The following is a 22,588-nucleotide window of genomic DNA, read 5'->3' on the forward strand; positions in this document are numbered from 1 at the left end:
TTTTGGGAGATAGAACGACGAACATCATCATTTGCGAATAGTTTCAGCAATGTCGCGCTAGAGACAGCTCAAAACTGGCTCGAAGCCTTCGCCGTCTACCACAATTCACGCCAAACTTAACGCGACCTGCTACACACGCAGTCCTCATCGACCGGTTGATTCAGACGAGAACACGTCTGACCAATGGGATTTCAACGGAGCCGTTTATTTATAAATGAGAGCGTCCGTCAGATCGCGCCGAGCCGACTATTCGAGGTCGAGCAGCGCCGCGATCTCGTCGAGGTAGTCGTCGTAGACGCCGACCGCGGACTCGATCGGGTCGGGCGAGGCCATGTCGATGCCGGCGAGTTCGACCACGTCGAGCGGGTACTCGGAGCCGCCCGCCTTCAGCATCTCGCGGTAGTCGGCGGCCGCGGACTCGCCCTCGTCGAGGACGCGCTCGACGATGGCGGCCGCGGCGGAGATGCCGGTCGCGTACTGGTAGACGTAGAAGTCGTAGTAGAAGTGCGGGATGCGCTGCCACTCGCGCTCGATGCCGCCGGTCAGCTCGGCGGGCGCGTAGTAGTCGCTCTTCAGGTCGCCGTACATCTCGTCGAAGGCGTCGGGCGTGAGCGCGTCGCCGGCCTCCACGCGCTCGTGGATCCGCTGTTCGAACGTCGCGAACATCGTCTGGCGGAAGAGGGTCGAGCGGAAGCGTTCGAGGTACTCGTCGAGGACGTGCGTCCGGAGTTCGTCGTCCTCGACGGTGTCGAGCAGGTGGTGGGTGAGCAGCGTCTCGTTGACCGTCGAGGCGATCTCCGCGACGAAGATCTCGTAGCTCGCGTCGTGCCACGGCTGCGCGTCGCCGGCGAGCTCGGAGTGCATCGAGTGGCCCAGCTCGTGGGCCAGCGTGTACATCGACGCGATGTCGTCCTGGTAGTTCATCATGATGTACGGCTGGGTGTCGTACGTGCCCGAGGAGAACGCGCCCGAGCGCTTCCCGCGGTTCTCGTACACGTCGACCCAGCGCGAGTCGAGCCCCTCGGCCAGCCGCTCTTGGTAGGCGTCGCCGAGCGGCGCGACCGCCTCGATCACCCACTCGCGGGCCTGCTCGTACTCCACGTCGGGGCCTTGGTCGCCCGTCAGCGACATGTAGAGGTCGTGGCTCTGGAGCTGGTCGACGCCGAGCGCCGCCGCCTTCAGCTCCGCGTGGCGGTGGAGCACGTCGAGGTTGTCGTCGACGGTGTCGACGAGGGTGTCGTACACCTCGACCGGGACGTTCGAGTCGTCGAGCGCGGCGGCCCGCGCCGAGTCGTAGTCGCGGATCTCGGCGCTCGTGACGTGCTCGCGGACGGCCTTCTCCAAGGAGGTGCCGACCGTGTTGCGCACGTCGGCCCACTCGTCGTAGAACGTCTCGTGGACGCGCTCGCGGAACCCGCGGTCCGGGTTCGTCTGGAGCTTCGTGAAGTTCGCCTGCGTGATCTCGACCTCCTCGCCGTCCGGGTCCTCGACGACGCCGTAGGTCATGTCGGCGTTCGTCAGCATCGAGTAGATCTCGCTCGGCGCGTCGGTGACCTCCGAGAGGTCCGCCAGCACCTCCTCGACCTCGCTCGACCGCGTGTGCGGCTTCTTTCGCAGGACGTCGTCGAGGTAGTGCTCGTACTCGGCGAGGGCGGGCTCGTCGTCGACGAACGCCTCGACGTCCGACTCCGTGAGCGACTGGATCTCCGGTTCGAGGTACGAGACCGCGCTCGACGCCTCGGAGCCGAGCGACGACGCCCGCGCGGACATCGCCTGGTACTCCTGGTTCCGCGTGTCCTCGGCGCTGCGCAGGCGGGCGTACGTCATCACCTGCTGGAGCTCGCGGAATATCTCCTCGCGCAGTTCGAGCAGTTCGAGGAGGGTGGCGGCGTCCTCGACCGCCCGCCCCTCGTAGGCGGCCAGCTCGTCGACCCGGTCGGCGACCGTCTCGTAGGCCGACTCCCACGCCTCGTCGTCGGCGTAGATGCCGTCGAGGTCCCACTTGTACTCGGTGTCGATCTCGGACCGCTCGGGAACCGAACTCATACCGTTCGGGTCGGCCTCCCGCACACTAAGCCTTGTCAAACCCCGCGCGGCGGACCGATATGCGTGCGAACCGGAACCACCCGTGGCGTGTCAACGCGGCTCGCCCCGTCCGCCGCTTTCATCGCCCTCGGCCCACGCCGCGAGGTCGACGACGAGCACGAGCGCGTCCTCGCCGTCGCGGTAGTAGCCGCCGACCCGGCGGATCGGCTCGAACCCCTCGTCGGCGTACAGCGACCGCGCCGGGTCGTTCCCCTCGCGCACTTCGAGCCGGACGACGGCCACGCCGGTCGCACGGAGGCGGGCCAGCGCCGACCGGAGGAGGGTTCGGCCGACCCCCTCGCCGCGGGCGTCGGGGTGAACGGCGAGGTCCTTGACGTGGCCGATGTCGCGGCCGTGGTTCGGGGTCCGGTCGGCGACGACGAACCCGACGACCGCGCCCGCCCGCTCCGCCACGAGGAACGCCGGCTCGTCGAGCAGCCGCTCGAAGGCGTCGTGCGGCCACGGGTCCGAGAAGCAGGCCCGCTCGATCCGGACCACCGCGAGGAGGTCGGCGGACTCGGCGCCTCGGATCGTGACGTCGGCGGCGCTCACGGGTCAGTTTGCGGCCCGCGGGGAATAAACGCGCCGGGTCGACCGGGGCGGCGGCGCGCCGCCTCGCTCACGCCTCGATCCAGGGCTCGCCCGGGTCGGCGTCGGCGGGGTCGGGCGCGCACACCTCGAAGCAGGCGCCGTCCGGCGGCCGGAGCCGACGGCCGTCGGCGAGGCCGACGGGGCCGTCCGCGGTCGTCCGAAGGTCGACGCGCCACCCGTGCGACTCGACCACCTCGCGGACGATGTCGAGCCCGTAGCCCGTCCCGTCCGCTCGCGTCGTGTACCCGGAGTCGAACACGGACTCCCGGTCGTCGGGGTCGATGCCGGTCCCGTCGTCGGCGACGAGGAACCCCTCGTCGGTGGCGGTGACGAGGACGGTGAGGTCGTCTGCGTCGCCGCCGGACTCGGGCACGTCTTCCCCCGATTCGGGTGCCTCAGACTCGTTTGCGTCCGGATTCGCGTGTTCGGTCGCGTTGCGGAACAGGTTCTCTAAGGCCTGTCGCACCCGACCGCGGTCGCCGTACACCCGGGCGTCGCGGGCGACGACCAACTCCGCGTTCTCCTCGCCCTCGGTGGCGGTCTCCCAGGCGTCGCGGGCGACGCTCGCGAGCGCGAACTCCGTCGGTTGGTCCATGCCGGTCCCCTGTCGCGCGAGGGTGAGCAGCTCCGAGACGAGCTGGTCGATCCGGTCGACGGCGCGCTCGCCGCGTTCGAGGGGCTCCGTCTCGCCGCGCAGCCGCGCCATCTCGATCGACCCCCGGATCACCGACAGCGGGTTCCGAAGGTCGTGCGAGACGATGCTCGCGAAGCGGTCGAGCCGCTCGTTCCGGTCCGTGAGCCGCCGCTCGCGCGCCTTCCGAGCGCTCACGTCCCGGGAGTTGATGAGCAGTTCGCCCACTGGGCTGTCGGCCGGCAGCGAGCGGGTCCGCGACTCCAGCCAGACCCAGTCGCCGTCGGCGGTGCGGTAGCGGTACTCCAGCGTCGGGGACGCGTCCGGCTCGTCGAGCGCGCGATAGAACCGCTCCGTCACGCGCTCGCGATCGTCCGGATGGACGTAGCCGAGCGGCGAGCGCCCGACGGTCGACCCCTGCTCGTAGCCGAGCACCTCCGCGACGGAGGGGCTCTCGTAGACGACGACCCCGTCTCCGTCGACGACTGTGACGAGGTCGCTGCCGTACTCCAGGAAGGCGCGGTAGCGCTCCGGGAAGGTGCGGTCGACGTCGACGCGCCGGACTGTGACGATCCGCCCGGCGAACTGCGGGGCGAGCTCCTCGTCGACGACGGACTCGACCCACGCGTACCCGCCGCTCGCGCGGCGGATGCGGTGGGTGACCGTCCGGCTCGTCGCGACCGCGGACAGCGCGTCGGCGACCGGCTCGCGGTCGCTCGGGTGGACGCGGTCGAGGAGGTCGCTGCCCACGAGTTCGCCGCGGTCCACGCCGACGACGTCCGGCGCCGACGGCCCCGCGAACAGGACTTCGCCGCCGACGGCCACGGCCAGCAGGAACCGGTCCGCCTCGGTGACCCGGGACCGGCTCTCGGCGGGCGTCGCGTCCGTGCCGGCCGACGCCGATGCGGTGTCGGTGCGGGGGGCGTCGACCGCCGATGCGGTGTCGGTGTTCGAAGCGTCGCCCTCGTCGGCGCCGCGGCCCGGCGTCGACGTGTCGGATGGCCGGAGGGTCACAGTCAGTTCTGCTAGATAGTACGACTACGATAGCATAAAACTGCGCGCCGTCGGAATCAGAATTGATAATTGACTGTCGCGCAGCCGATGGATCCCGGCCGCGTGCCACCGTTGGTGTCCGACGAAGCCTCGCGGATCGTGAGACGTCGCCGCTGCGAGGCCCACACCTCTCTGACGGCGGCGCGGACATGGTCGAACATACTTGGCGGGAGCGGCACCGAGACGTCGACGCCGAGGGCGACGCGACTGACCGCGCCCGGACCGACGGCGGTACTGACGCGGCGGTCGACGCCGACGCCTTCGAGTGGCAGACTGACCCGTGGCCGCCCGCCGAGGATCCGAGTCAGAAGGATTAAACGCGCGCCGCGGGTATCGCCTCGTGAGGGCGCGTAGCTCAGCGGACAGAGCACTTGGTTCCGGACCAAGATGCCGCGGGTTCAAATCCCGTCGCGCCCGCTTCCTCACGAACCGCTTCACGACTAACACCAATTCCGCCACAGCGACTCGCTAAGCCACTGAAGCAGACGAATCGCCTTCTTCGACACCCGGTCCTGAAATCGGGTTGAATGCGGCACCGATCGCGACCCCTTCGCGTCGGCCGATCGACCCGACCAACGTCGGGGCGATCTCCGGATGATGGACCTCCGGATCGAGTCGGACGAGTCCGGGGTCCGTCGGAAGTGCGGGTCGCACCTCCTGTCGCGGTTCGGTCGAGTTCACGGCGACGACAAGGACCGTGCTCACCGGTGTCCCGAGTACGACTCGTGGGTGCGGATCTGCGGGGGGAGCGCTCGTACCTGGTGCCCTTCCCCGAGAACGGTGAACTGCAGACGCTACTCGAACTCTTGGTGCGAGCGTGAAACCTCGCGGAAGTGGGTTCTTGACGCGACCCCGTGGGGTCCGACGCGGATGTATTCACGATCCAGAAGTTCAACACCGATGTACTCGGATTGCGGTATCGAACAATAATAGAAAGCCGATCGAGGGACTAACAGCCCGGTTACGTACTGAAGTCGGCTGTTGCTTCGAAGATCACGTTCCCACTCGGGTCGTGAACAATCTGAACCGTAGCTTCTCCGGACGGGAAGTCGTCTGCGCTGGCTTCAGTGTAGGTCCTTGTCTCACCAGTTTGCCAGTCGCCGCTACCACTGACCGTGGCATTATCATACCTTACCCCGTCAATCGACAAAACGAGATCACTGGTCGGAATATCCTGTCCTCCAGTTTTGGTAATGTTGAGTGTAGTATCGCCGGCAGCATTATCGCCGGCACTATCCACATCGAAACTCGCCTGCGGAGCGGTATCTCCTAACTGATCGCCGAGTCCGAGCACGAACGTCCCGATAACGGCCGCCAGGATGACAGTGATTGCGACCATGAGGATGACGCCGACGACGGGACTCACTGCCCTGTCGTCCGCGTTGGATTGGTTGCTTGGTTTCATTGTTTGAACCCAGCGGCCACCGACGAACGAGATCTCGGAGACGTAAGCGCCGCCGCCGACGCCTGTCTGTCTCTGTCTTCGTTCGGATCGGTTGCTGGTTGTACACCCATTCATCTAACTGCCTTATGTACTTATTGGCATGAGTATCAGCGCAGAAAATTGGACGGAGAGAGTCAAAATTGTTGATGTGTGTTAATTTCTCTGGACCCTACGGCGAAAGTTCCTGCTCGAACTCACGGCGATCGCGTGTATCCAGGGCCCGTGGGAGAAGGTTCTCCATTACCGCCGTGTTCGCGGGTACGCTGCCGAACACCGGACGCCGGACGGGCCCGCGTCGGTCGCGCGCTCGACCGCCCTCCCGAGCGCGTTCGCGGGTGGCTCAAGGACACCGTTCCGGACCACGTCCGAGACCGCGACATCGGCGTGTTACTTTGACCGAAGGCAGTCGTAGTTAACACTCAGAATGAGGTCGTCTTCGCCGAGCGAGACCGAGCGTAACGGACCGGTCACGACGAGTATATAGTCCACTGGTCAGATGCCGACGCGTTCGGTCACCTATTATAAGGGTTCAAGCACCGGCCGCCGAATCCCCCGACCGAGTAACGGATGACAACAGACACTAATCGGACGCCGACGACCCCCGAGACGACCGGACCGAAATCGACGACCCCCCCGTACACAGATCTGGTTCATCAGGTCGACAGGCGCTCGTCGGGCCCCGACCGGGTCACGGTGTTCCCGGCTGACGCGACTGACGACGAGCGGATGTCGGCGTGGGTGACGGTTGATCTCGACTCCGTCATCGAGCCCGAATGCTTCCGGTAACCGCCCGAACACACCCCGAGCGCGGCCGGAGAGAAGGGCGAGGGGTTCGACGCAGTTCGCCCGGGACAGGTCCACCGCCCCGGCCGACGAGTACCCAGGTGCCTTCCCCGGTAACGGGTGAGGTTGAGGTGATCCCTCGGTGGGTCTGAAACGACGGGAACTCCTTGGCTCCGCGCTGGATCGAGTCGCGTTCGGGGCCGTCGTCTCCTCTGTGGTCGACCCGTCCGATCTGCGGTCCGTGGCGTCGTCTCTCTTCTCTGCCGAACCGACGCGGCCAGCACCCGTCGACGAGGGCGGTGCGGCCTCCCGAGAACGGACTGCGGACGGCTACGCGATGACGTACGAGTGGACGGACCGGGCGGGGCGAGAGTGGCGTCTGGAGTTTCGACTCGAGCGGTCCGCGTACAGACAGGCGGTCGACGAGACGCACGGATACCTGAGCGGCTTCGAGGCGGCGAAGGCGAGCGGTCACGCCGAGCGGCTCACGGACCTGCTCGCGGACGCGAGCGTGACGGATGACCGCGCTCACCGGTCGCTCCCCGAGTCGGTTCGGTTTGAAGGAGCGATCGGACTCGTCCACTCGCTCGAGTACGTGACCGACGCGGAATCGACGGGACTGCCGGACTACATTCGAACCGTCGAGGAGACCCTAGTCGACGGCCGTGGTGACTGTGAGGACCTCACGTACCTGCTGGCCGGAATGCTCTCCCAGCCGGCGTTCGGCTATCGAACCGCGGTGGGGGTCCTCCCCGGTCACATGCTGGCGGCCGTTCACCAAGACGACCTCCCGGGAGCGTACGCTGACGCGCCGACGCTGCCGGGAGACACGTACGTCGCAGTGGAGTGTACCACGTCTCGCCCGATCGGCGACTTCCGAGACGAGCCGGTCCTGGCGGTGTATGGCGACGGCATCGAGTACATCGATCGGTCGGCGATCGCCGACGCAGGACGGGGGTTCCTCCGAGATCCGACGCAGTTTCAGACGATCGCCGACGCGTCGGAGCTCCGCCAGCATTAGCTATCAAGACATGGGTCCTCCAACGAGGCTACCAAGGCGAATATCGTCCGTAGCACTATCACACACGCACAGCGGTTCACACGAGGATCGTTTCGAACGTTGGGCCTCGACCGAGAGCTAGACCGTATATTGTTACATATGTCATATTTATATATAGACCTATTAATAGGGATTCTTATAGCTAGCAGTTCACCGATTGGCTATGAAACCGGCCGTGGTCCTTCGGTGTCCGATCTGTGACGCTGTCCGCGCGCTTGGAGGCCGACGAAACGAGTACTCGAAACAGAAACTGTCCTCGCAGGCGGAGACTCACTTGCGCGGCCACGATCTCGATGAACCCAAGGTGGCAATCCGGAAGTACGGGATCGTTTCGGACGCGACCGAAATTGTGGTGCCCTCGGAGAGCCACCGTCGACTCCCGACCAAAGAGTGGACCGGCCGCGACGACACATGGCTCCCGGACGGCGCACTGTCCGGCGGCGAACGGTCCCAGTCAGCGTCAACCTCTTCCGTCGAGGTTTCGTCTCTCTAGTTCGATGTTGAGGCGTAACCGTCCACGCTCAGGTGGATTCACCGACCGAGCGCCGCTCACTCGTCCAGATGGAGCCGCCGTCACCGTGTCAGCGGCGGCACGGCAGCTCACATCTCACACGTTCCGGAGTCGCTCCGCGGTATCGACGCTCTCCGCGCGGGTGATGCCGTGACCGAGAGAGACCTCACGGACTCGGAGTACTACCTCAACAGAGAACTCTCCGAGTTGGCGTTTCAAAAGCGAGTTCTCCGAGAGGGAATGGACGATCGGAATCCGCCGCTCGAACGGCTCCGGTTTCTCGCGTTCTTCACGAAGAACACTGACGAGTTTTTCATGAAGCGCGTCGGCGGACTCAAACAGCAGATCGACGCCGGCGTGACGAAGACGACGCCCGACGGACGCACACCGAAAGAGCAGTGGGTCGAGGTGCTCGACGCCGCGCGACCACTGTTCACACAACAGTCAGCGTACTGGCAGTCCGTTCTCAAGCCGACGCTCGCTGACAACGGGATCGAGATCTGTACCCCTGCCGAACTCTCCGACGAGAATCAAGCACAGCTACGGACGCACTTCGAGGAGTCCATCCTACCGACGCTGACGCCGCTCGCGTTCGACCCCGCTCACCCGTTCCCGTTCATCTCCAACCTCTCGCTTTCGCTCGCCGTTCTCTCGTCGACCGGGAGCGACGAGCCGACGTTCACTCGCATCAAGGTCCCGCCGAACCAACCCCGCTTCATCACCGTCCCCGGTGAGGCAGACCGGTACGTTCTCATCGAGGACCTCATCGAACGGAATCTCGATCTGCTACTTCCGGACCTCGACATCCGTGACGTCTCGAAGTTCAAGGTGACGAGGAACGCAGAGGTGCGGCGGAACGAAGAGGTCGCCGAAGACCTCGTCGATATGGTCGAAGACGTTATCGAACAGCGACGCTTCGCGACGGTGGTCCGGCTGGAGGTCGACGCCGACATGCCCGACGAGTCGCTGGCGATTCTCAAAGATCAACTCGAGGTCGCCGACCGGGAGGTGTTCCACCGCGAGGGGCCGATCGACTTCGAGGACTTCTTCGAACTCATCGACCACGACCGGCCCGACCTCAAACTCCCGGCGTGGTCACCCAAGCCGCATCCGCGACTGGGTTCGGTGACGAGCGAGGCCAGCGACGAGACGGCGCGGATATTCGACGAGATCAAGAACGGCGACATCCTGGCGCATCATCCGTATCACTCGTTCGAGGGTACCGTTCAGCGGTTCCTCAACGCGGCGGCGACCGACCCCGACGTGTTGGCGGTGAAGGCGGCAATCTATCGAACGGCGAGCGACTCGAAGGTCATTCAGAGTCTCATCAACGCCGCCGACAACGGGAAGCAGGTCGCGGTGATGGTCGAACTCAAGGCTCGCTTCGACGAGAAGAACAACCTCGAATGGGTACGGCAACTTGAGGAGGAAGGGATCCACGTCGCGTACGGCACTGTGGGACTGAAGACGCACACGAAGACGGCACTCGTCGTGCGCCAGGAAGACGACGGCGTTCAGCTCTACTCGCACATCGGGACCGGAAACTACCATTCCGGGACCGCGAAAGGGTACTCCGACTTGGGGCTGTTGACGGCCGACCGGGACATCGGGTTCGATCTCACGAAAGTGTTCAACTTCTTTACCGGACCGACGATCGACGATCGCTTCCGGAAGCTCCTGATCGCGCCCGTCACGATGCGTGAGCGGTTCACGGAGATGGTCAGACGCGAGGCCGAGCACGCTCGCGCCGGTCGACGGGCACGGATGGTGGTCAAGGTAAACGGGCTCGAGGACCCGTCGATGGTCGAGGAACTCTACCGTGCCTCGATGGCCGGCGTCGAGATCGACTTGATCGTCCGGGACATCTGCCGACTCCGTCCCGGTATCGACGGACTGAGTGAGAACATCACCGTCCACTCGATCGTCGGTCGATTCCTCGAACACGCGCGGATATTCTATTTCGAGAACGGGGGCAGCCCCGAGTGGTACATCGGGTCCGCCGATTGGATGACCCGGAATCTCGACTATCGAGTGGAAGCGGTCACGCCGGTCGAAGACACGCAACTGCGCGAACAGCTCCGGTTCATCTTGGAGGCGTCGCTAACGGACAACCGCCGTCGATGGCTGATGCAAAGCGACGGGACCTACGAGCCGGTCTCTTCCGACGACGAATCGGTGCGAGACATCCAAGAGATTCTGATGACGGCCACGGAAGCAGCGCTTGACAACGGCTACGGTCCGGGGATGATCGTCGATACGGATCTGGTCGAGGAGGAGCTCCTCGTCGAGGATGCGGCGGAGACCGAGACAGACGCTAGCCCCGAAGGGTCGAACGAAGCCTCCTCCGATACCGACGACGAACAGACCTACTCGGACGGCGGAGACGCGTCTGCGTTCGACGTGTACGCTGACCACTGGTACCGTCCTGATAGCGAGACGTACGATTGGGCTGTTCGAACGGCGGAGGGCGAACGGCGATACTTCAAAACGCGCGACGGAGCACGGAATCGGCTTCGGACAGAGTATGAGTGACCTCTGCCGGAGTTCCGTTTATCACGGTAGTGCATATTCACCGCCGGCAGACCTCCGACTACCGAGGCCGCCTGCGTGGAGTCGTTCGGGCCGGGTCGACGCTCTTCGAGCGAGCGCGCTCGATGACTCGTCGCCTCGACGGTGAGGGATTCGTCGGTTCGGCAGTCGTCGGCGGCGAGCGTTCCGCCGTAGGCGCGGCTGATAGCGAGGCCGACGGCGCGAGAACGCCCAGCCGGGGGGTCACCGGTGAACAAAAAGCGTGTCGTCGGGAACTGTCACGTCGCGCCCTCCCGGAGGTTCCGCGAGCGCAGGCGTTCGCGCTTCCGGACGGACGGGCGCGGAATCGGTAGGGGGAACGGCTATGTTGTCTCAGCGTGGCCCTGCGATCATGAACGATGACGCGATGCGACGGTTCCCAGTGCCTGAGTACGAGGACCTCCCGGAGGACCTCCGCAACAGGATTGACGAGGAGACCGAGGACGCTGGATTCACTCCCAACGTGTTCTCGGCGTTCGCTTACAAGCCCAGTCACTTCCGCGCGTTCTTCGCGTACTACGACGCGCTCGTGACAGACACGCCGCTCGCGCGTGAGGAAGTCGAGATGATCGTGGTGGCGGTGTCGGGCGCGAACGACTGTCTCTACTGCGTGGTCGGTCACGGGGCGCTCTGTCGTATCTACGCCGGAGCACCGAAACTCGCCGACCAGCTCGCGACGAACCACCGACAGGCGGACATCTCGGACCGCCACATGGCGATGGTGGACTTCGCCGTCACACTCACGAACTCCCCCGAGAGCGTGGCCGCCGAAGATATCCAGCGACTCCGCGACGCCGGATTCTCACAAGAGGAAGTGTGGGACGTGGCCGCTGTGGCTGCCTTCTTCAACCTCTCTAACCGCATGGCGACCGTGGCCGACATGCGCCCCAACGACGAGTTCTACGCGATGGGCCGAGGCGACTGACCGGCTCGATTGACTTGGGACCCGACCGCCGTCGCGCTCACCGACCCCAACCGACTTGCCCGGGGGGCGCGTCGCCCCGGCCATGTCCGATTCATCGGCCGGCTCGACGAGCCTCGAATTCGGCGTCCTCGGCACCGCGTCGATCGCCGGTAAAGCGGTGATCCCGGCGATCGCCGCCAGCGGCCACGCCGTCGGCGCGGTGGCGTCCCGCGACGCCGCCCGCGCGAAGCGGTTCGCGACCGAGAACGGAATCCCACGCAGCTACGGCTCCTACGGGGCTCTGCTCGACGACGACGCGCTCGACGCCGTGTACGTCCCGCTCCCGAACGGAAGCCACGCCGAGTGGACGAAACGCGCGGCCGACGCCGGGCTGGACGTCCTCTGCGAGAAGCCGCTGGCCGCAGACGCCGACGAGGCGCGCGACGTGGTCGCCCGCTGCGACGAGCGGGGCGTCACGCTGATGGAGGCGTTCATGTACCGCTATCACCCCCCCACCGAGCGCGCCGTCGCGCTCGCGGCGGACGACCTCGACGACGTGCGCACGGTGACGGCCACCTTCCGCTTCCCGCTGTACGACCGCCCGAACGACGTGCGGCTCGACGCCGACCTCGCGGGCGGGTCGCTGATGGACGTGGGCTGTTACCCCGTCTCGATCGCGCGGACGATACTCGGCGAGCCCGACCGCGCCTACGCCCACGCCGGCGACACCCGCGGCGCCGGGGTCGACACGGAGCTCGCGGGGGTGCTCTCGTACGACGACGGCCGCTCGGCGCGGGTCGCGTCCGGGTTCGACACGCAGCTGGTCCAGCGGTACCGCGTCGACGCGACGAACGGCTGGGTCGAAGTCGAGCGCGCGTTCGACGCGCCGACCGACGAGCCCGTCGAACTGACGTACGAGATCGACGGCCGGCACGGCGTCGAGACGTTCCCCGCCGTCGACCAGTACCGGCTCCAGGTCGAGCACTTCGCCGAGCGCGTCGCCGACGGGAGCGCCCCCCTGACCGGCGGCGAGGAGGCGGTCGCCAACATGGCGGTCATCGACGCGCTCGCCGAGAGCGCCGCCGACGGCGGCCCGGTCGACCTCTGACCGCCGGAACCGGGCCCGACCCGCCCTCGCCGGGCGCCGGCGCAGCGCCCCGAGAGTCCGTCAGTCTCCGCTCGGCGCCGCCCGGCTCACCGGTCGATCCCGCCCTCGCCGTCGATGACGCCGCGGACCTCCGCCCGGGTCGTCACCGCGAGGTCGCCGTCGGTGGTGCGTTTCAGCGCCGCGGTCGCCGACCCCCACCGGAGCGCCGCGGAGAGGTCGCCGCCGCGCAGCCGCTCGGCGACGAAGCCGGCGACGAACGCGTCGCCGGTGCCGATCGCGTCGAACGTCTCCGCCTCGTACACGTCCTGTTCGTACACCGAGCCGTCGTGGAGCGCGACCGCCCCCTCCAGCCCGCGGGTGACGACCACCGTGTCGAAGCCGAACTCCGTGGCGAGCCCGTGGGCTATCTCGACGGCGCCCCCCTCGCGGTCGAGCACCTCCCGGGCGTCTCGCCGCGGGACGAACAGCGTGTCGACGTCCTCGAACAGGTCTTCGTAGGCCGCCCGCGCGGTCTCCGGGTCCCAGAGCTTCGCCCGGTAGTTCAGGTCGAACGAGCGCGTCGTCCCCGCCTCGCCGGCGGTCCGCAACAGCGCGCCCGTCGTCTCGGCGGTCGCCTCGGAGAGCGCGGGCGTGATCCCCGTCGTGTGGAACCAGTCCGCTTCCGCGACCGCGTCGGTGGGGAGCTCGTCGGGCTCGACGGTCGTGATCGCCGCGTCGGCGCGGTCGTAGATCACGTTCGTCCCGCGCGGCTCGCCGCCGTGTTCGAGGTAGTAGGTCCCCACGCGGCTCTCGTCCGGGTCCGCCCACGCGACGCTCGGAGTGACGCCGTGGCTCTGCAGTTCGGTCGCGATCCGCCGGCCGAGCGGCGAGTCGGGGAGCTTCGAGAGCCAGCGGGCGTCGGCGCCGAGCCGCGCGGCCCCGACCGCGACGTTGCTCTCCGCCCCGCCGGCCTGGACGGTGAACTCGCGCGTCGTCTCCAGCCGCTCGCCGCGCGGCGGCGACAGCCGGAGCATCGTCTCGCCGAACGTGACGAGGTCGGTCATCGGCGCCACCCCGCGGCGCAGGTCTCGGACGGGTTCATATTGGGTGCTACTCTCGGCCGATTATAAGAGGGGGTGATCGCCGTCGACCGACGAGTGTCGGGTGCGTCAGTAGCCCTCACAGTATATGAGAAGTATCGGGCCCACGCTCTCAGTGGGTCTCCGGGTATGCGCTTCCGTGCCGGAATCGTTCGATGGACAGGCACGCGTCGGCATCACCAATTATCTCATTGTAATCGTCGTCCCCACCGATCAGTAGCGTCGCTCCAAGGCGGTCAGCAGTTGCGAGTGCGTATGCGTCACCGAGTGCGGGGTTGTAGTCGAGGATGTAGTCGGAAGCAGTCTCCCAAACGCGTTGCCCTTGAGTGGGATGGATACCGATCGTGCCGAGCCACTCGAAGTATTCGTCAGCGACGGATTCGCCGTATTTTCGGCCGAGGATGTAGCGTACTTCGGTCGCGTTCACCCGGTTCAAATACCCTTGTGAAACCCCGTCCGCAACAGCATCGAGGTATGCGGCAACCTTCTCATAGCCCGGTTCTTCATCCGCGTGCGCCACCAACGGCTCGGCGTCGAAGACGATCTCGGGCGGCGGCGAGTAGACTTCGCGACCGCTCACTCGGAATCACGCTCGGCTTTGTCGGCTTCTCGCTTCTCACGGAGCATTTCGCTCGCTGGATTGTCTGTCGACGGCTCACCAGAGCGAGCCGCGAATCCAGCCATCTCCTGCGCGGACCGGACGCGTTCGATCACCACCTCACCGTCATCGGTCTCGCGGAACGTCACCTGTCCCGGAGCGTCAATACCGAGCTTGTCACGGAACTTTTTCGGAATCGTTGCTTGTCCCGACGACGATACAGACACCGTCGCTGAGGTGTCCTCACCGCCTGATTCAGTCTCGTCTTTTGACCTTGATTCGCTCATACTCTTAATTTGCGAGCGTTAATAATATAGTTTGGGTATTAATTTTCGGGACGTACTAATTCTCCCGTTAGAGATTCGCGAGTCACTTCTGAGTGCCGGGCGGGGCACAATCATATACGAACAGTGAGTGTGACGGGAGCCCTCGCGGTGCCCAGCCTCCCAGTCTCAACCGCGCGGTCCCCGCCTACTCCGCGTCCTCTCGCGCCCGGTAGTCCGGGAGGGTGTCGTCCTGCATCACCGCGCCGCGGCCGCCGTCGACGAGCAGCGCCGCCCCAGTGACGAAGGCGGCGTCATCGCTCGCGAGGAAGGAGACGGCGCCGGCGACGTCGGCCGGCGTCCCGATCCGCCCGGCCGGGTGGATCGCCTCGACCTCCTCCAGCCGCCCCTCGGGGAGCTCCTCGCGCGTCCGCTCGACCTCCACCCAGCCGGGGACGACCGTGTTCACCCTAACCTGGGGGCCGAAGTCGACCGCGAGCGACCGCGTCATGCCGTTGATGCCCGCCTTGACCGCGTTGTACGGGAAGTGTGCCGGCATCGTCGCGTACGCGTGGTTCGACGAGACGTTCACGATCGCGCCGCGGTCCATGTGTTCGAGGGCGGCCCGCGCCGCCAGCCAGTACGCCCGGAAGTCAGTCTCGACGACGAACGCCCAGTCGTCGAGCGTCGCCTCGTCGGCGGCCGTCTCCGTCTGGACCCCGGCGTTGTTCACGAGCACGTCGACCGAGCCGTAGCGCTCGGCGGCCGCCTCCGCCAGCGCGGCCACGTCGTCCGGGTCGCGCATGTCGGCGCGGACGAACGTCGCGTCTCCTCGCTCGCCTCCCGCCGCGATCCGCTCGACGACGGCCTCGCCGGCCGCCTCCGAGCGCCCGCTGACCACGACGTTCGCCCCCTCGGCGGCCAGCCGCTCCGCGACGCCGGCGCCGATGCCCCGAGTCGACCCCGTCACGACCGCGGTCTCGCCGGCGAACCGGCCCGGGACCGCGCCCTCGGTCGGCGACTCCGGTCGACGGGTCATCGGCTCTCCCCCCGTCGCCGCGGGTCGATCGCCATCGGGATCACCACTCCGCGACCGACCCGTCGTCGTGGCGCCAGACGGGGTTGTGCCAGTCGACCGCCTCCTCGGCCTGCTCGCGCACGTGCGCCTCGTCGACCTCGATCCCGAGCCCGTCGCCGTCGGGGACCTCCACGAACCCGTCGCGGTACTCGAACACCGAGGGGTCGGCGAGGTAGTCCAAAACGTCGCTCGTCTCGTTGTAGTGGATGTCGAGCGACTGCTCCTGGATGAGCGCGTTCGGCGTGCAGGCGTCGACCTGGATGCAGGACGCGAGCGCGATCGGGCCGAGCGGGCAGTGCGGCGCGACCGACACGTCGTACGCCTCGGCCATCGAGGCGATCTTCTTCAGCTCGGTGATCCCCCCGGCGTGGGAGACGTCCGGCTGGATCAGGTCCACCGCGTCCGCCTCCAACACCTCCTTGAAGTCCCACCGCGAGTACATCCGCTCGCCGGTCGCGATCGGGATCGTCGTCGACGCCCGGATCGCCGGCAGCGCGTCGTTGTTCTCGGGCAGCACCGGCTCCTCGATGAACATCGGGTCGTACGGCTCCAGCGCGGCCGCGAGCCGGCGGGCCATCGGCTTCGCCACCCGGCCGTGGAAGTCGACGCCGACGTCGACCTCGTCGCCCACCGCCTCCCGGACGGCCGCGATCCGGTCGGCCGCGGCGTCGACCGCGGCCGGCGAGTCGATCGACTCCAGCTCCGGGGTGGCGTTCATCTTCAGCGCGGAGAAGCCGGCGTCGACCTTCTCGCGGGCGGCCTCGCCCACGTCCGCCGGCCGGTCGCCGCCGATCCACTGGTAGACGCGGACCCGGTCGCGCGCGCGACCGCCGAGCAGCTCGTGGACGGGCGCCCCGATCCCCTTCCCCTTGATGTCCCACAGCGCCTGGTCGACGCCGGCGATGGCGCTCATCAGGACCGGCCCGCCGCGGTAGAAGCCGCCGCGGTACATCGCCTGCCAGTGGTCCTCGATCCGCGCCGGGTCCTCGCCGAGCAGGTAGTCGTCGAGCAGCTCCTCGACGGCCGCGACGACCGTGTGGGACCGCCCCTCCACGATCGGTTCCCCCCAGCCGACGGTCCCGTCGCTCGTCGTGAGCTTCAGGAACAGCCAGCGGGGCGGCACTTCGAACAGCTCGTAGTCGGTGATGTGCATGGTGTGTTGGGGTCTCCGGACCGGTCCGACGGCCGCGGGACTCGGGCGTCGTCCGTCGCCGTCGCCGTCCGACGCGGACCGGTCTGTCGCCTCGGTCGTACTTGCCCGTCCGCCGGTTAAATAGCGGGCGGGTGCGGTCGTCCGCGCCCGATCCCCACACGGCCGATTTAAGCCCCCCCGCGGGCAGGTACCACGCATGCGAACCGACCGACTCGGCCGGATCACGGACGGCGGCGTGATCGCGATCCTCCGCGGCGTCGAGCGCGACGACGCCGTGCGAGTCGCGGACGCGGTCGTCGACGCCGGCGTGACGGCGCTGGAGGTGACGGCGGACACGCCGGACGCGACGGCGTCAATCGCGGCGATCGCCGACCGCGTCGACGACGCGGTCGTCGGCGCCGGCACCGTCCTCGACGCGGAGACCGCGCGCGCGGCGCAGTTCGCCGGCGCCGAGTTCCTCGTGACGCCGACGGTGAACCGCGGCGCGATCCGCACCGCGAACCGCTACGGGACGCCGATCGCGGTCGGGGCGTACACGCCGACCGAGGCGCTCGACGCCTTCGAGGCGGGCGCCGACCTCGTGAAGGTGTTCCCCGCGGCGACCGGCGGCCCGGACCACGTCGCGGCGATCGGCGGCCCGCTCGGTCAGATCCCGCTCGTGCCGACCGGCGGCGTCGGCGCGGACGACGCCGGCGAGTACATCGACGCGGGCGCGGCCGCGGTCGGCGTCGGCAGTTCGATCGCCGACGGCGAGGCGATCGCCGCCGGCGACTTCGACGCGGTCCGGGCGAACGCGCGCGCGGTGGTCGAAGCCGTCGCGGCGGCCCGCGAGTGACCGCTCCGCTCTCCGGCGCGCCGGGAGCGGCCGCTCCGCGCGCCGACGCTCCGGCTTCGGCGTCGCCGTCGCGGGCGACGCGCGCTACTGCGCGGTCGAGCGCGTCTCGTCGCCGGCCTCGGGCGACGAACCGCGGACCGCGTCCCACCCGTTGATACAGGCGTCACACAGGTAGTACGCGAAGCCGTCGACGTCCCGGTGCGCGAGCGAGGCGTCGACGCCGCATCTGTCGCAGTTCATGCCCGGCGAGTACGGCAAGACGAATATATGTCTTCTGCTCCGGATCGGACTCGTGATAATTCGTGACGGAACCGCCGAACCGGAAGTTCCGTCGTCCTCCGATCGAGCCTCCCGGCCGCTCAGCGCAGCGCGTCGAGGTCGAACTCGAAGGCCGCGACCGGGACCTCCAGGTCGTGCTCGACGAGCACCGCGGGGTGGAGCTCGCCGATGACGCCGACGCGCTCGCCGTCGATCGCGACGGCGGCGGCGCGCCCCTCGATGAACGAGGGGTGTTCGGTCCGCGGGGTCGCCAAGTCGGCGTCGAAGTCGTCACAGAGCGCCTGGAGCCGTCCCTTCGCGGCCTCGTAGGAGGCGTCGCGGCGGGCGACCGCGCCCGCGACGCGGCGCGACTCGGCGACGTTCGTGTCCGCGTCTTCGTCGCGCTCGGCGACGAAGCCGACCTCGGCGACGTCCTGCGGGTAGGCGTTGTGGGTGTTCCGCTCTAAGAGCATCACGAGCGACGGGAGCGCCCAGGTGCGGAGCTGGGTGTACTCCTCGCTGTACGGCTCCGTGATCTCGACCGGCTCGCCGCCGCCGAAGACGCCGTCCCCGTTGACCGCGGCGCCGCCGGTGCCCGGCTCGATCCGCATCCGGTCGTAGTTCTCGGTCCCGCTCGTCATGTGGAAGTTCAGCAGGTCCTCGAAGCCGAGCCCCACGAGGCTCGTTCGGACCGCGTCCTCCAGCCGGGAGCGCTCGTGGCGCCCGCCGACGGTGCCGACGTCGGGGTAGCGCGGCTCCAGCTCGTCGAAGCCGTACGCCCGCCCCACGTCGTCGACGAGGTCGAGCGGGTGGAGCACGTCGACGCGGTACGGCGGGATCTCCACGTCGTACCGGACGTCGTCGCCGAGCGTGTAGGAGGCGCCGAGGCCGGCGCGCTCGAAGCAGTCGACGACCTCCTCGGGCTCGAAGTCGACGCCGAGCAGCGTCTCGATCCGGTCGTGCGAGACGCTCTTCTCGTCGGTGTCGAGGTTCGGGCGGACCAGCTCGGCCCCGTACTCGCTCGGGTGCGTCGCGCCGTCGGCGTAGTTCACCTCGACCTCCTCGATCGTCGCGCCGCGAGCCGACAGCGCGTAACAGATGATGTTGCACATCCGGTCGATCGTCCACTGGTCGGTGCCGGTGAGCTCGACGAACAGCTCGCGCGAGCCGGTCGTCACCTCGGTCCGCTTCCCGTTGATGACGGGCGGGAACGAGAAGAGACCGAGCTCGTCGTAGATCGCCGGGTAGCGGTCGAGGTCCTCGACGAGGTCCGCGTAGGTCGTCCCCGTGTCGTGTTCCGCCAGGACCTCGGCGGGCGTCAGCTCGTCGTTCGCGTCGAGCGGGACGAACGCGTCGCCCTCGGGGTCGACGCCGCGGTAGGTGATCGACGGCTCCGCGCCCTCCTGGAGCGGCGCGCCCTTCACCATCGCGAGGTCGTGGATCCCGATGGCGCCCTTCGCGCGGCCGCGGCCCATCGTCGCGTGGAGCTTCTCCTGGAGCTGGATCAGCGACTCCAGCGCCGCCTCGTCGAGGTCGACGCCGCGGACCACGGCGCCGGTGACGAACGGCCGCTCGTCGGGCACCGACTCGTCGACCTCGATGGTCCACTCGGGGTCGTTCGCGCTCGGCACGTAGACGCCGCGCGCGTCGCCGTAGTGGTAGCGCAGCGAGCGCGCGACCCCCTCGACGGAGAGCCGGTCGAGGCGGTCGGGCGCGAACTCGAACTGGAACATGCCGTCGTCGGTCTCGCCCTCGAACTCTAAGCCGAGCCCGAACAGGTCGTCTTTCAGCTCCGCGTCGCCCTTCTCGTCGTGGCCGGTGAGCTCGCGCAGCTCGTCGGGGTCGACGTCGACGACGGGCATCAGTAGCTCACCTCCGCGTTCCGCAGGAAGTCGATGTCGGCGAGGGTGCCGTGGAGGTCGCGGATGTCCTCCGCGCCGGTGGTTAACATCGCGAGGCGTTCGAGGGCGAGCCCCCACGCCATCACGTCGCAGTCGACGCCGAGCGGGCCGGTGACCTCCTCGCGGAAGACGCCGGAGTTCCCGATCTCGATCTCCTCGCCCGTCTCCGGGTGCTCGCCGAACAGCTCGAAGGAGGGCTCGGTGTAGGGGTTGTAGTGCGGCTTGAACCGGATGTCGGTGATGCCGAACTGCCGGTAGAACTCCTCGAAGGTGCCCATCAGGTCGCGCACCGAGAGGTCCTCGGCCATCACCCACCCCTCGATCTGGAAGAACTCCAGGAGGTGCGTCGGGTCGAGCGTGTCGTTGCGGTACACCTTCTCGACGGAGAAGTAGCGCTGGGGGGGCTCCAGCTCGGCGCCCGCGACCCCGGAGAGGTAGCGCATCGACAGCGACGTGGTGTGGCCGCGGAGCGCCACCTCGCGGGCGAAGTCGGCCGACCACGGCGAGTGGTAGCCGTCGCCGTCGAGCCCCCACCCGTCGCGGTGGGCGGCCTCGACCCGGGCCATCAGCTCGTCCGGGATCGAGTCCATCGGGTCCACGTCGAGCGCGAACCGGTCCCAGTGGGTCCGCGCCGGGTGGTCCTGGGGCATGAACAGGCAGTCGTTGATCCAGAAGTCGGCGTCGGCGTGGGGGCCCTCCATCTCCTGGAACCCCATGCCGACCAGCACGTCCTTCACGCGGTCGGCGGTCCGGCGGAGGACGTGTTTGCGGCCGCCGCGGGCCGTCTCCGCCTCGGCCTCGACGTTGTACTCGGCGAACTCGGCGTCACGCCAGTCGCCGCTCGCGAGGAGCTCGGGCGTGAGCGCGCCGACCGTCTCGGTCGCCTCCACGCCGGTCATCAGCGCGTCGACGCCGTCGTCGGTCAGCGTCACCGTCCGGGTGACCGACTCGCCGACCGCCACGAGCCCGCGCGAGTCGAGCTGCTCGATCACGGCGCCGTCGACGCCGAGGGCGTCCGCGTCGAGCCCCTCGCCGCCGGTGTCCGCGAGCGCCGCGAGCGCCGCCGCCTCGGGGTCGGCGTCCGGGTCGGCGTCCGGGTCGACCGAGAGCTCGCCGCCGTCGACGCTCCCGAGGCCCTTCCGCGCGAAGTTCGCGAGCGCGATGTCGACCTCGGGACCGTCCAGGTCCGCCTCGCCGATGACCGCGCCCATCGCGGCCGGCTCGGCGTCGGCGCCCGCGTCGAGCCCGGCCCGGTAGAGCCGCGTCTCCGGCAGCCCCGCCTTGACGTAGCGCCGCCCCTCGTCGGTGAGATCGAGCGTCTCGTCGGTCGCCGAGCCGACCTCCACGAGCCCCTCGTCGGCCAGGTCGAAGGCGGCGCCGGCGACCGTCTCCGGCCTGAGGTCTGTCCCGTCGGCTATCTCCGCCACCGTTCGTTCGTCCGTCGCGCTCGCGGCCTCGAGGACCGCGAGCTGTCGTTCCGGGAGTCGCATTCGAGTTATCCCTACACGCGGGCGGCTGGTTGGTAACGGTTCCGGGACCGGACCGCGACCTTCGATAATCATTTCTGATAAGTTGAACGACTGAGTTATATAGTATATGCGAGTAGAGTGGGTATGAGCAGCGTAACGGCCGAATCGAGCGATTCCGGACCGGTCCCGGAGACGGCGCGCGTCAGTCACGGCGGCGACGGCCCCGCGCCGAGCCTCGCCGTCGTCGAGGCGATCGCCGAACTCGCCGGCGTCGACCCGACCGAACTCCCCGAGGAGGGCGTCGTGCTGTACGACCACGTCGATCCCGACGCGCTGAACGCGCTCGTCGCCGGTCGCTCCGGCGCGGACGTCGACGTCTCGCTCACGGTCGCGGGCTACGACGTCCGCGTCGGCCCCGACTCCGCGGTCGCTCGCCGGGCGCGGAACTAACTCGGGAATCGGTTCCGAACGCCGCCGTTACTCACCTTCCGCCGCCCGTTCGCGGAGCCGCGCGATCCGGTCCCCGAGCGGCGGCTGAACCTCGAACCACGTCGACCAGTCGCCGGTCTCAGGCTCGGCGCCGCGGCGCGCCGCGACCCGCTCGAACGCGTCCGCGACGCGCGCGGCGCCGACGGCGTCCGCGGCGCGGCCGTCCGCCGCGTACTGGACGCGCCGCCCGGCCCAGAAGGAGACGAGCCCGACGGCGACGAGGGCGGCGAAGCCGGACTCGAACGGGACGAGCGCCGTGACGACGGCCGAAAGCGCCGCCAGCACCGCCCCGACCGCGACCGCGCGGAACTCGGCGTAGTACGTCGCGACCCGCCCCGCCTCCGCCGCGAACAGGCCGATCGCGGCGTCCTCGCCGAGGTCGGTCAGCACGTCCTCCGTGAGGAACAACACTCGTCGGCCGGGCGGTCCCCGGACCGACACCTCCGCGGGGCCGGCGGCCGCCGAGGCGCCGTCGACGCCCGCCGCGTTTTCCTCGTCGACGGACTCGATCGCGATCCGGTCGACGCCGAGCCCGCCGGGGTCCGCAAGCGCCGCGATCTGCGCCCGCTCGGCGTCCGTCGGCTCCCGGAGGTCCCGGAAGCGGTCGGCCGCGTACAGCGGTCCGACGGCGACGGCGAGCGCGGCGACGACGGCGACGCCGACGACGAGCGCGACCCTGATCATCGCTCTCGCTGACGGGACGCCCGGAGTAAAAAGGCGCGGTGTC

General features: G+C 68.2%; 22 protein-coding genes, 1 tRNA gene and 2 pseudogenes. 12 read left to right on the forward strand and 13 right to left on the reverse strand.

The window, feature by feature from the left end; all coding sequences use genetic code 11:
• A pseudogene (locus EXE50_RS17755) lies at positions 1 to 120 on the forward strand (IS6 family transposase); the annotation flags it as partial.
• Positions 121 to 246: 126 nt separating this feature from the next.
• Here EXE50_RS17755 and pepF read toward each other — a convergent pair.
• The 3 genes from pepF to EXE50_RS09890 form a co-directional block, all read right to left on the reverse strand.
• A complete protein-coding gene (gene pepF, locus EXE50_RS09880) occupies positions 247 to 2,046 on the reverse strand; it encodes an oligoendopeptidase F (protein WP_137704986.1) in 1,800 nt (599 codons plus the stop codon).
• Positions 2,047 to 2,136: 90 nt separating this feature from the next.
• Positions 2,137 to 2,637 (reverse strand): ribosomal protein S18-alanine N-acetyltransferase, encoded by a 501-nt coding sequence (gene rimI, locus EXE50_RS09885; protein ID WP_053770375.1) that lies wholly within the window; start codon positions 2,635 to 2,637, stop codon positions 2,137 to 2,139.
• A 67-nt stretch (positions 2,638 to 2,704) separates the two neighbouring features.
• The gene (locus EXE50_RS09890; protein ID WP_137704987.1) at positions 2,705 to 4,321 is read right to left on the reverse strand and encodes a PAS domain-containing sensor histidine kinase; all 1,617 of its coding nucleotides are present in this window, start codon (positions 4,319 to 4,321) and stop codon (positions 2,705 to 2,707) included.
• Positions 4,322 to 4,509: 188 nt separating this feature from the next.
• Here EXE50_RS09890 and EXE50_RS17175 point away from each other — a divergent pair, with 188 nt between their 5' ends.
• Together EXE50_RS17175 and EXE50_RS09895 are read left to right on the forward strand one after the other, a co-directional pair.
• Complete coding sequence (locus tag EXE50_RS17175) at positions 4,510 to 4,677, forward strand: hypothetical protein (protein WP_158293541.1); 168 nt, start codon at positions 4,510 to 4,512, stop codon at positions 4,675 to 4,677.
• A gap of 27 nt (positions 4,678 to 4,704) precedes the next feature.
• Positions 4,705 to 4,777, forward strand: a tRNA-Arg gene (locus tag EXE50_RS09895).
• 544 nt (positions 4,778 to 5,321) lie between these two features.
• Here EXE50_RS09895 and EXE50_RS09905 read toward each other — a convergent pair.
• A complete protein-coding gene (locus tag EXE50_RS09905) occupies positions 5,322 to 5,765 on the reverse strand; it encodes a type IV pilin (protein WP_199241339.1) in 444 nt (147 codons plus the stop codon).
• A gap of 201 nt (positions 5,766 to 5,966) precedes the next feature.
• On the opposite strand from EXE50_RS09905, the pseudogene EXE50_RS17760 reads away from it, so the two are divergent.
• From EXE50_RS17760 to EXE50_RS09940, 7 genes and pseudogenes are all read left to right on the forward strand, one after another.
• A pseudogene (locus EXE50_RS17760) lies at positions 5,967 to 6,182 on the forward strand (hypothetical protein); the annotation flags it as partial.
• A gap of 189 nt (positions 6,183 to 6,371) precedes the next feature.
• Positions 6,372 to 6,590 (forward strand): hypothetical protein, encoded by a 219-nt coding sequence (locus tag EXE50_RS09915; RefSeq protein ID WP_053770377.1) that lies wholly within the window; start codon positions 6,372 to 6,374, stop codon positions 6,588 to 6,590.
• Positions 6,591 to 6,729: 139 nt separating this feature from the next.
• On the forward strand, positions 6,730 to 7,608 hold the full coding sequence (locus EXE50_RS09920; protein WP_240471121.1) for a hypothetical protein: 879 nt from the start codon (positions 6,730 to 6,732) through the stop codon (positions 7,606 to 7,608).
• A gap of 202 nt (positions 7,609 to 7,810) precedes the next feature.
• Entirely contained in the window at positions 7,811 to 8,140 is a 330-nt protein-coding gene (locus tag EXE50_RS09925; RefSeq protein WP_053770378.1) for a hypothetical protein, read from the forward strand.
• Between the two features lie 168 nt (positions 8,141 to 8,308).
• The gene (ppk1, locus tag EXE50_RS09930) at positions 8,309 to 10,690 is read left to right on the forward strand and encodes a polyphosphate kinase 1 (RefSeq protein ID WP_077152241.1); all 2,382 of its coding nucleotides are present in this window, start codon (positions 8,309 to 8,311) and stop codon (positions 10,688 to 10,690) included.
• Between the two features lie 388 nt (positions 10,691 to 11,078).
• Entirely contained in the window at positions 11,079 to 11,651 is a 573-nt protein-coding gene (locus tag EXE50_RS09935; RefSeq protein WP_053770380.1) for a peroxidase-related enzyme, read from the forward strand.
• 82 nt (positions 11,652 to 11,733) lie between these two features.
• Positions 11,734 to 12,738, forward strand: a complete 1,005-nt coding sequence (locus tag EXE50_RS09940) for a Gfo/Idh/MocA family protein (RefSeq protein WP_137704990.1) — start codon at positions 11,734 to 11,736, stop codon at positions 12,736 to 12,738.
• An 86-nt stretch (positions 12,739 to 12,824) separates the two neighbouring features.
• On the opposite strand, the gene kdgK1 is transcribed toward EXE50_RS09940, so the two are convergent.
• The 5 genes from kdgK1 to dgoD all read right to left on the reverse strand — a co-directional run bounded on the left by kdgK1 (position 12,825) and on the right by dgoD (position 16,909).
• The gene (gene kdgK1 / locus EXE50_RS09945) at positions 12,825 to 13,781 is read right to left on the reverse strand and encodes a bifunctional 2-dehydro-3-deoxygluconokinase/2-dehydro-3-deoxygalactonokinase (protein WP_053770977.1); all 957 of its coding nucleotides are present in this window, start codon (positions 13,779 to 13,781) and stop codon (positions 12,825 to 12,827) included.
• 148 nt (positions 13,782 to 13,929) lie between these two features.
• Positions 13,930 to 14,397, reverse strand: a complete 468-nt coding sequence (locus EXE50_RS09950; protein WP_241982670.1) for a PIN domain-containing protein — start codon at positions 14,395 to 14,397, stop codon at positions 13,930 to 13,932.
• A complete protein-coding gene (locus tag EXE50_RS09955) occupies positions 14,394 to 14,702 on the reverse strand; it encodes an AbrB/MazE/SpoVT family DNA-binding domain-containing protein (RefSeq protein WP_137704991.1) in 309 nt (102 codons plus the stop codon). The genes EXE50_RS09950 and EXE50_RS09955 overlap by 4 nt, the downstream gene beginning before the upstream one ends.
• A 184-nt stretch (positions 14,703 to 14,886) precedes the next feature.
• A complete protein-coding gene (locus EXE50_RS09960; RefSeq protein WP_053770384.1) occupies positions 14,887 to 15,717 on the reverse strand; it encodes an SDR family NAD(P)-dependent oxidoreductase in 831 nt (276 codons plus the stop codon).
• Between the two features lie 40 nt (positions 15,718 to 15,757).
• Positions 15,758 to 16,909 carry a galactonate dehydratase gene (gene dgoD / locus EXE50_RS09965; RefSeq protein WP_053770385.1) on the reverse strand — a complete coding sequence of 384 codons (1,152 nt, stop codon included), beginning with the start codon at positions 16,907 to 16,909 and terminating at the stop codon, positions 15,758 to 15,760.
• 196 nt (positions 16,910 to 17,105) lie between these two features.
• Here dgoD and EXE50_RS09970 point away from each other — a divergent pair, with 196 nt between their 5' ends.
• Complete coding sequence (locus EXE50_RS09970; protein WP_137704992.1) at positions 17,106 to 17,744, forward strand: bifunctional 4-hydroxy-2-oxoglutarate aldolase/2-dehydro-3-deoxy-phosphogluconate aldolase; 639 nt, start codon at positions 17,106 to 17,108, stop codon at positions 17,742 to 17,744.
• Positions 17,745 to 17,828: 84 nt separating this feature from the next.
• On the opposite strand, the gene EXE50_RS17180 is transcribed toward EXE50_RS09970, so the two are convergent.
• From EXE50_RS17180 to EXE50_RS09980, 3 genes are all read right to left on the reverse strand, one after another.
• A complete protein-coding gene (locus EXE50_RS17180) occupies positions 17,829 to 17,984 on the reverse strand; it encodes a hypothetical protein (protein ID WP_158293540.1) in 156 nt (51 codons plus the stop codon).
• A 119-nt stretch (positions 17,985 to 18,103) separates the two neighbouring features.
• The gene (pheT, locus tag EXE50_RS09975) at positions 18,104 to 19,864 is read right to left on the reverse strand and encodes a phenylalanine--tRNA ligase subunit beta (RefSeq protein ID WP_137704993.1); all 1,761 of its coding nucleotides are present in this window, start codon (positions 19,862 to 19,864) and stop codon (positions 18,104 to 18,106) included.
• Positions 19,864 to 21,393 carry a phenylalanine--tRNA ligase subunit alpha gene (locus EXE50_RS09980; protein WP_137704994.1) on the reverse strand — a complete coding sequence of 510 codons (1,530 nt, stop codon included), beginning with the start codon at positions 21,391 to 21,393 and terminating at the stop codon, positions 19,864 to 19,866. The genes pheT and EXE50_RS09980 overlap by 1 nt, the downstream gene beginning before the upstream one ends.
• Positions 21,394 to 21,516: 123 nt before the next feature.
• Here EXE50_RS09980 and EXE50_RS09985 point away from each other — a divergent pair, with 123 nt between their 5' ends.
• Entirely contained in the window at positions 21,517 to 21,822 is a 306-nt protein-coding gene (locus EXE50_RS09985; RefSeq protein ID WP_053770389.1) for a HalOD1 output domain-containing protein, read from the forward strand.
• Positions 21,823 to 21,849: 27 nt separating this feature from the next.
• Here the strand turns inward: EXE50_RS09985 and EXE50_RS09990 are convergent, their stop codons facing one another.
• Positions 21,850 to 22,545, reverse strand: a complete 696-nt coding sequence (locus tag EXE50_RS09990) for a peptidase (protein WP_137704995.1) — start codon at positions 22,543 to 22,545, stop codon at positions 21,850 to 21,852.
• Positions 22,546 to 22,588 lie beyond the last annotated feature (43 nt).

This window comes from Halorubrum sp. ARQ200, assembly GCF_005435115.1.
Classification (GTDB): domain Archaea; phylum Halobacteriota; class Halobacteria; order Halobacteriales; family Haloferacaceae; genus Halorubrum; species Halorubrum tropicale.

Excerpts from the sequence above, each read along its gene's own strand:
- pepF (WP_137704986.1), bottom strand. The coding sequence starts at position 2,046 with ATGAGTTCGGTTCCCGAGCGGTCCGAGATCGACACCGAGTACAAGTGG.
- EXE50_RS17175 (WP_158293541.1), top strand. The coding sequence starts at position 4,510 with ATGGTCGAACATACTTGGCGGGAGCGGCACCGAGACGTCGACGCCGAG.
- EXE50_RS09905 (WP_199241339.1), bottom strand. The coding sequence starts at position 5,765 with ATGAAACCAAGCAACCAATCCAACGCGGACGACAGGGCAGTGAGTCCC.
- EXE50_RS09915 (WP_053770377.1), top strand. The coding sequence starts at position 6,372 with ATGACAACAGACACTAATCGGACGCCGACGACCCCCGAGACGACCGGA.
- EXE50_RS09925 (WP_053770378.1), top strand. The coding sequence starts at position 7,811 with ATGAAACCGGCCGTGGTCCTTCGGTGTCCGATCTGTGACGCTGTCCGC.
- EXE50_RS09935 (WP_053770380.1), top strand. The coding sequence starts at position 11,079 with ATGAACGATGACGCGATGCGACGGTTCCCAGTGCCTGAGTACGAGGAC.
- EXE50_RS09940 (WP_137704990.1), top strand. The coding sequence starts at position 11,734 with ATGTCCGATTCATCGGCCGGCTCGACGAGCCTCGAATTCGGCGTCCTC.
- kdgK1 (WP_053770977.1), bottom strand. The coding sequence starts at position 13,781 with ATGACCGACCTCGTCACGTTCGGCGAGACGATGCTCCGGCTGTCGCCG.
- EXE50_RS09955 (WP_137704991.1), bottom strand. The coding sequence starts at position 14,702 with ATGAGCGAATCAAGGTCAAAAGACGAGACTGAATCAGGCGGTGAGGAC.
- EXE50_RS09960 (WP_053770384.1), bottom strand. The coding sequence starts at position 15,717 with ATGACCCGTCGACCGGAGTCGCCGACCGAGGGCGCGGTCCCGGGCCGG.
- dgoD (WP_053770385.1), bottom strand. The coding sequence starts at position 16,909 with ATGCACATCACCGACTACGAGCTGTTCGAAGTGCCGCCCCGCTGGCTG.
- EXE50_RS09970 (WP_137704992.1), top strand. The coding sequence starts at position 17,106 with ATGCGAACCGACCGACTCGGCCGGATCACGGACGGCGGCGTGATCGCG.
- EXE50_RS17180 (WP_158293540.1), bottom strand. The coding sequence starts at position 17,984 with ATGAACTGCGACAGATGCGGCGTCGACGCCTCGCTCGCGCACCGGGAC.
- pheT (WP_137704993.1), bottom strand. The coding sequence starts at position 19,864 with ATGCCCGTCGTCGACGTCGACCCCGACGAGCTGCGCGAGCTCACCGGC.
- EXE50_RS09980 (WP_137704994.1), bottom strand. The coding sequence starts at position 21,393 with ATGCGACTCCCGGAACGACAGCTCGCGGTCCTCGAGGCCGCGAGCGCG.
- EXE50_RS09985 (WP_053770389.1), top strand. The coding sequence starts at position 21,517 with ATGAGCAGCGTAACGGCCGAATCGAGCGATTCCGGACCGGTCCCGGAG.
- EXE50_RS09990 (WP_137704995.1), bottom strand. The coding sequence starts at position 22,545 with ATGATCAGGGTCGCGCTCGTCGTCGGCGTCGCCGTCGTCGCCGCGCTC.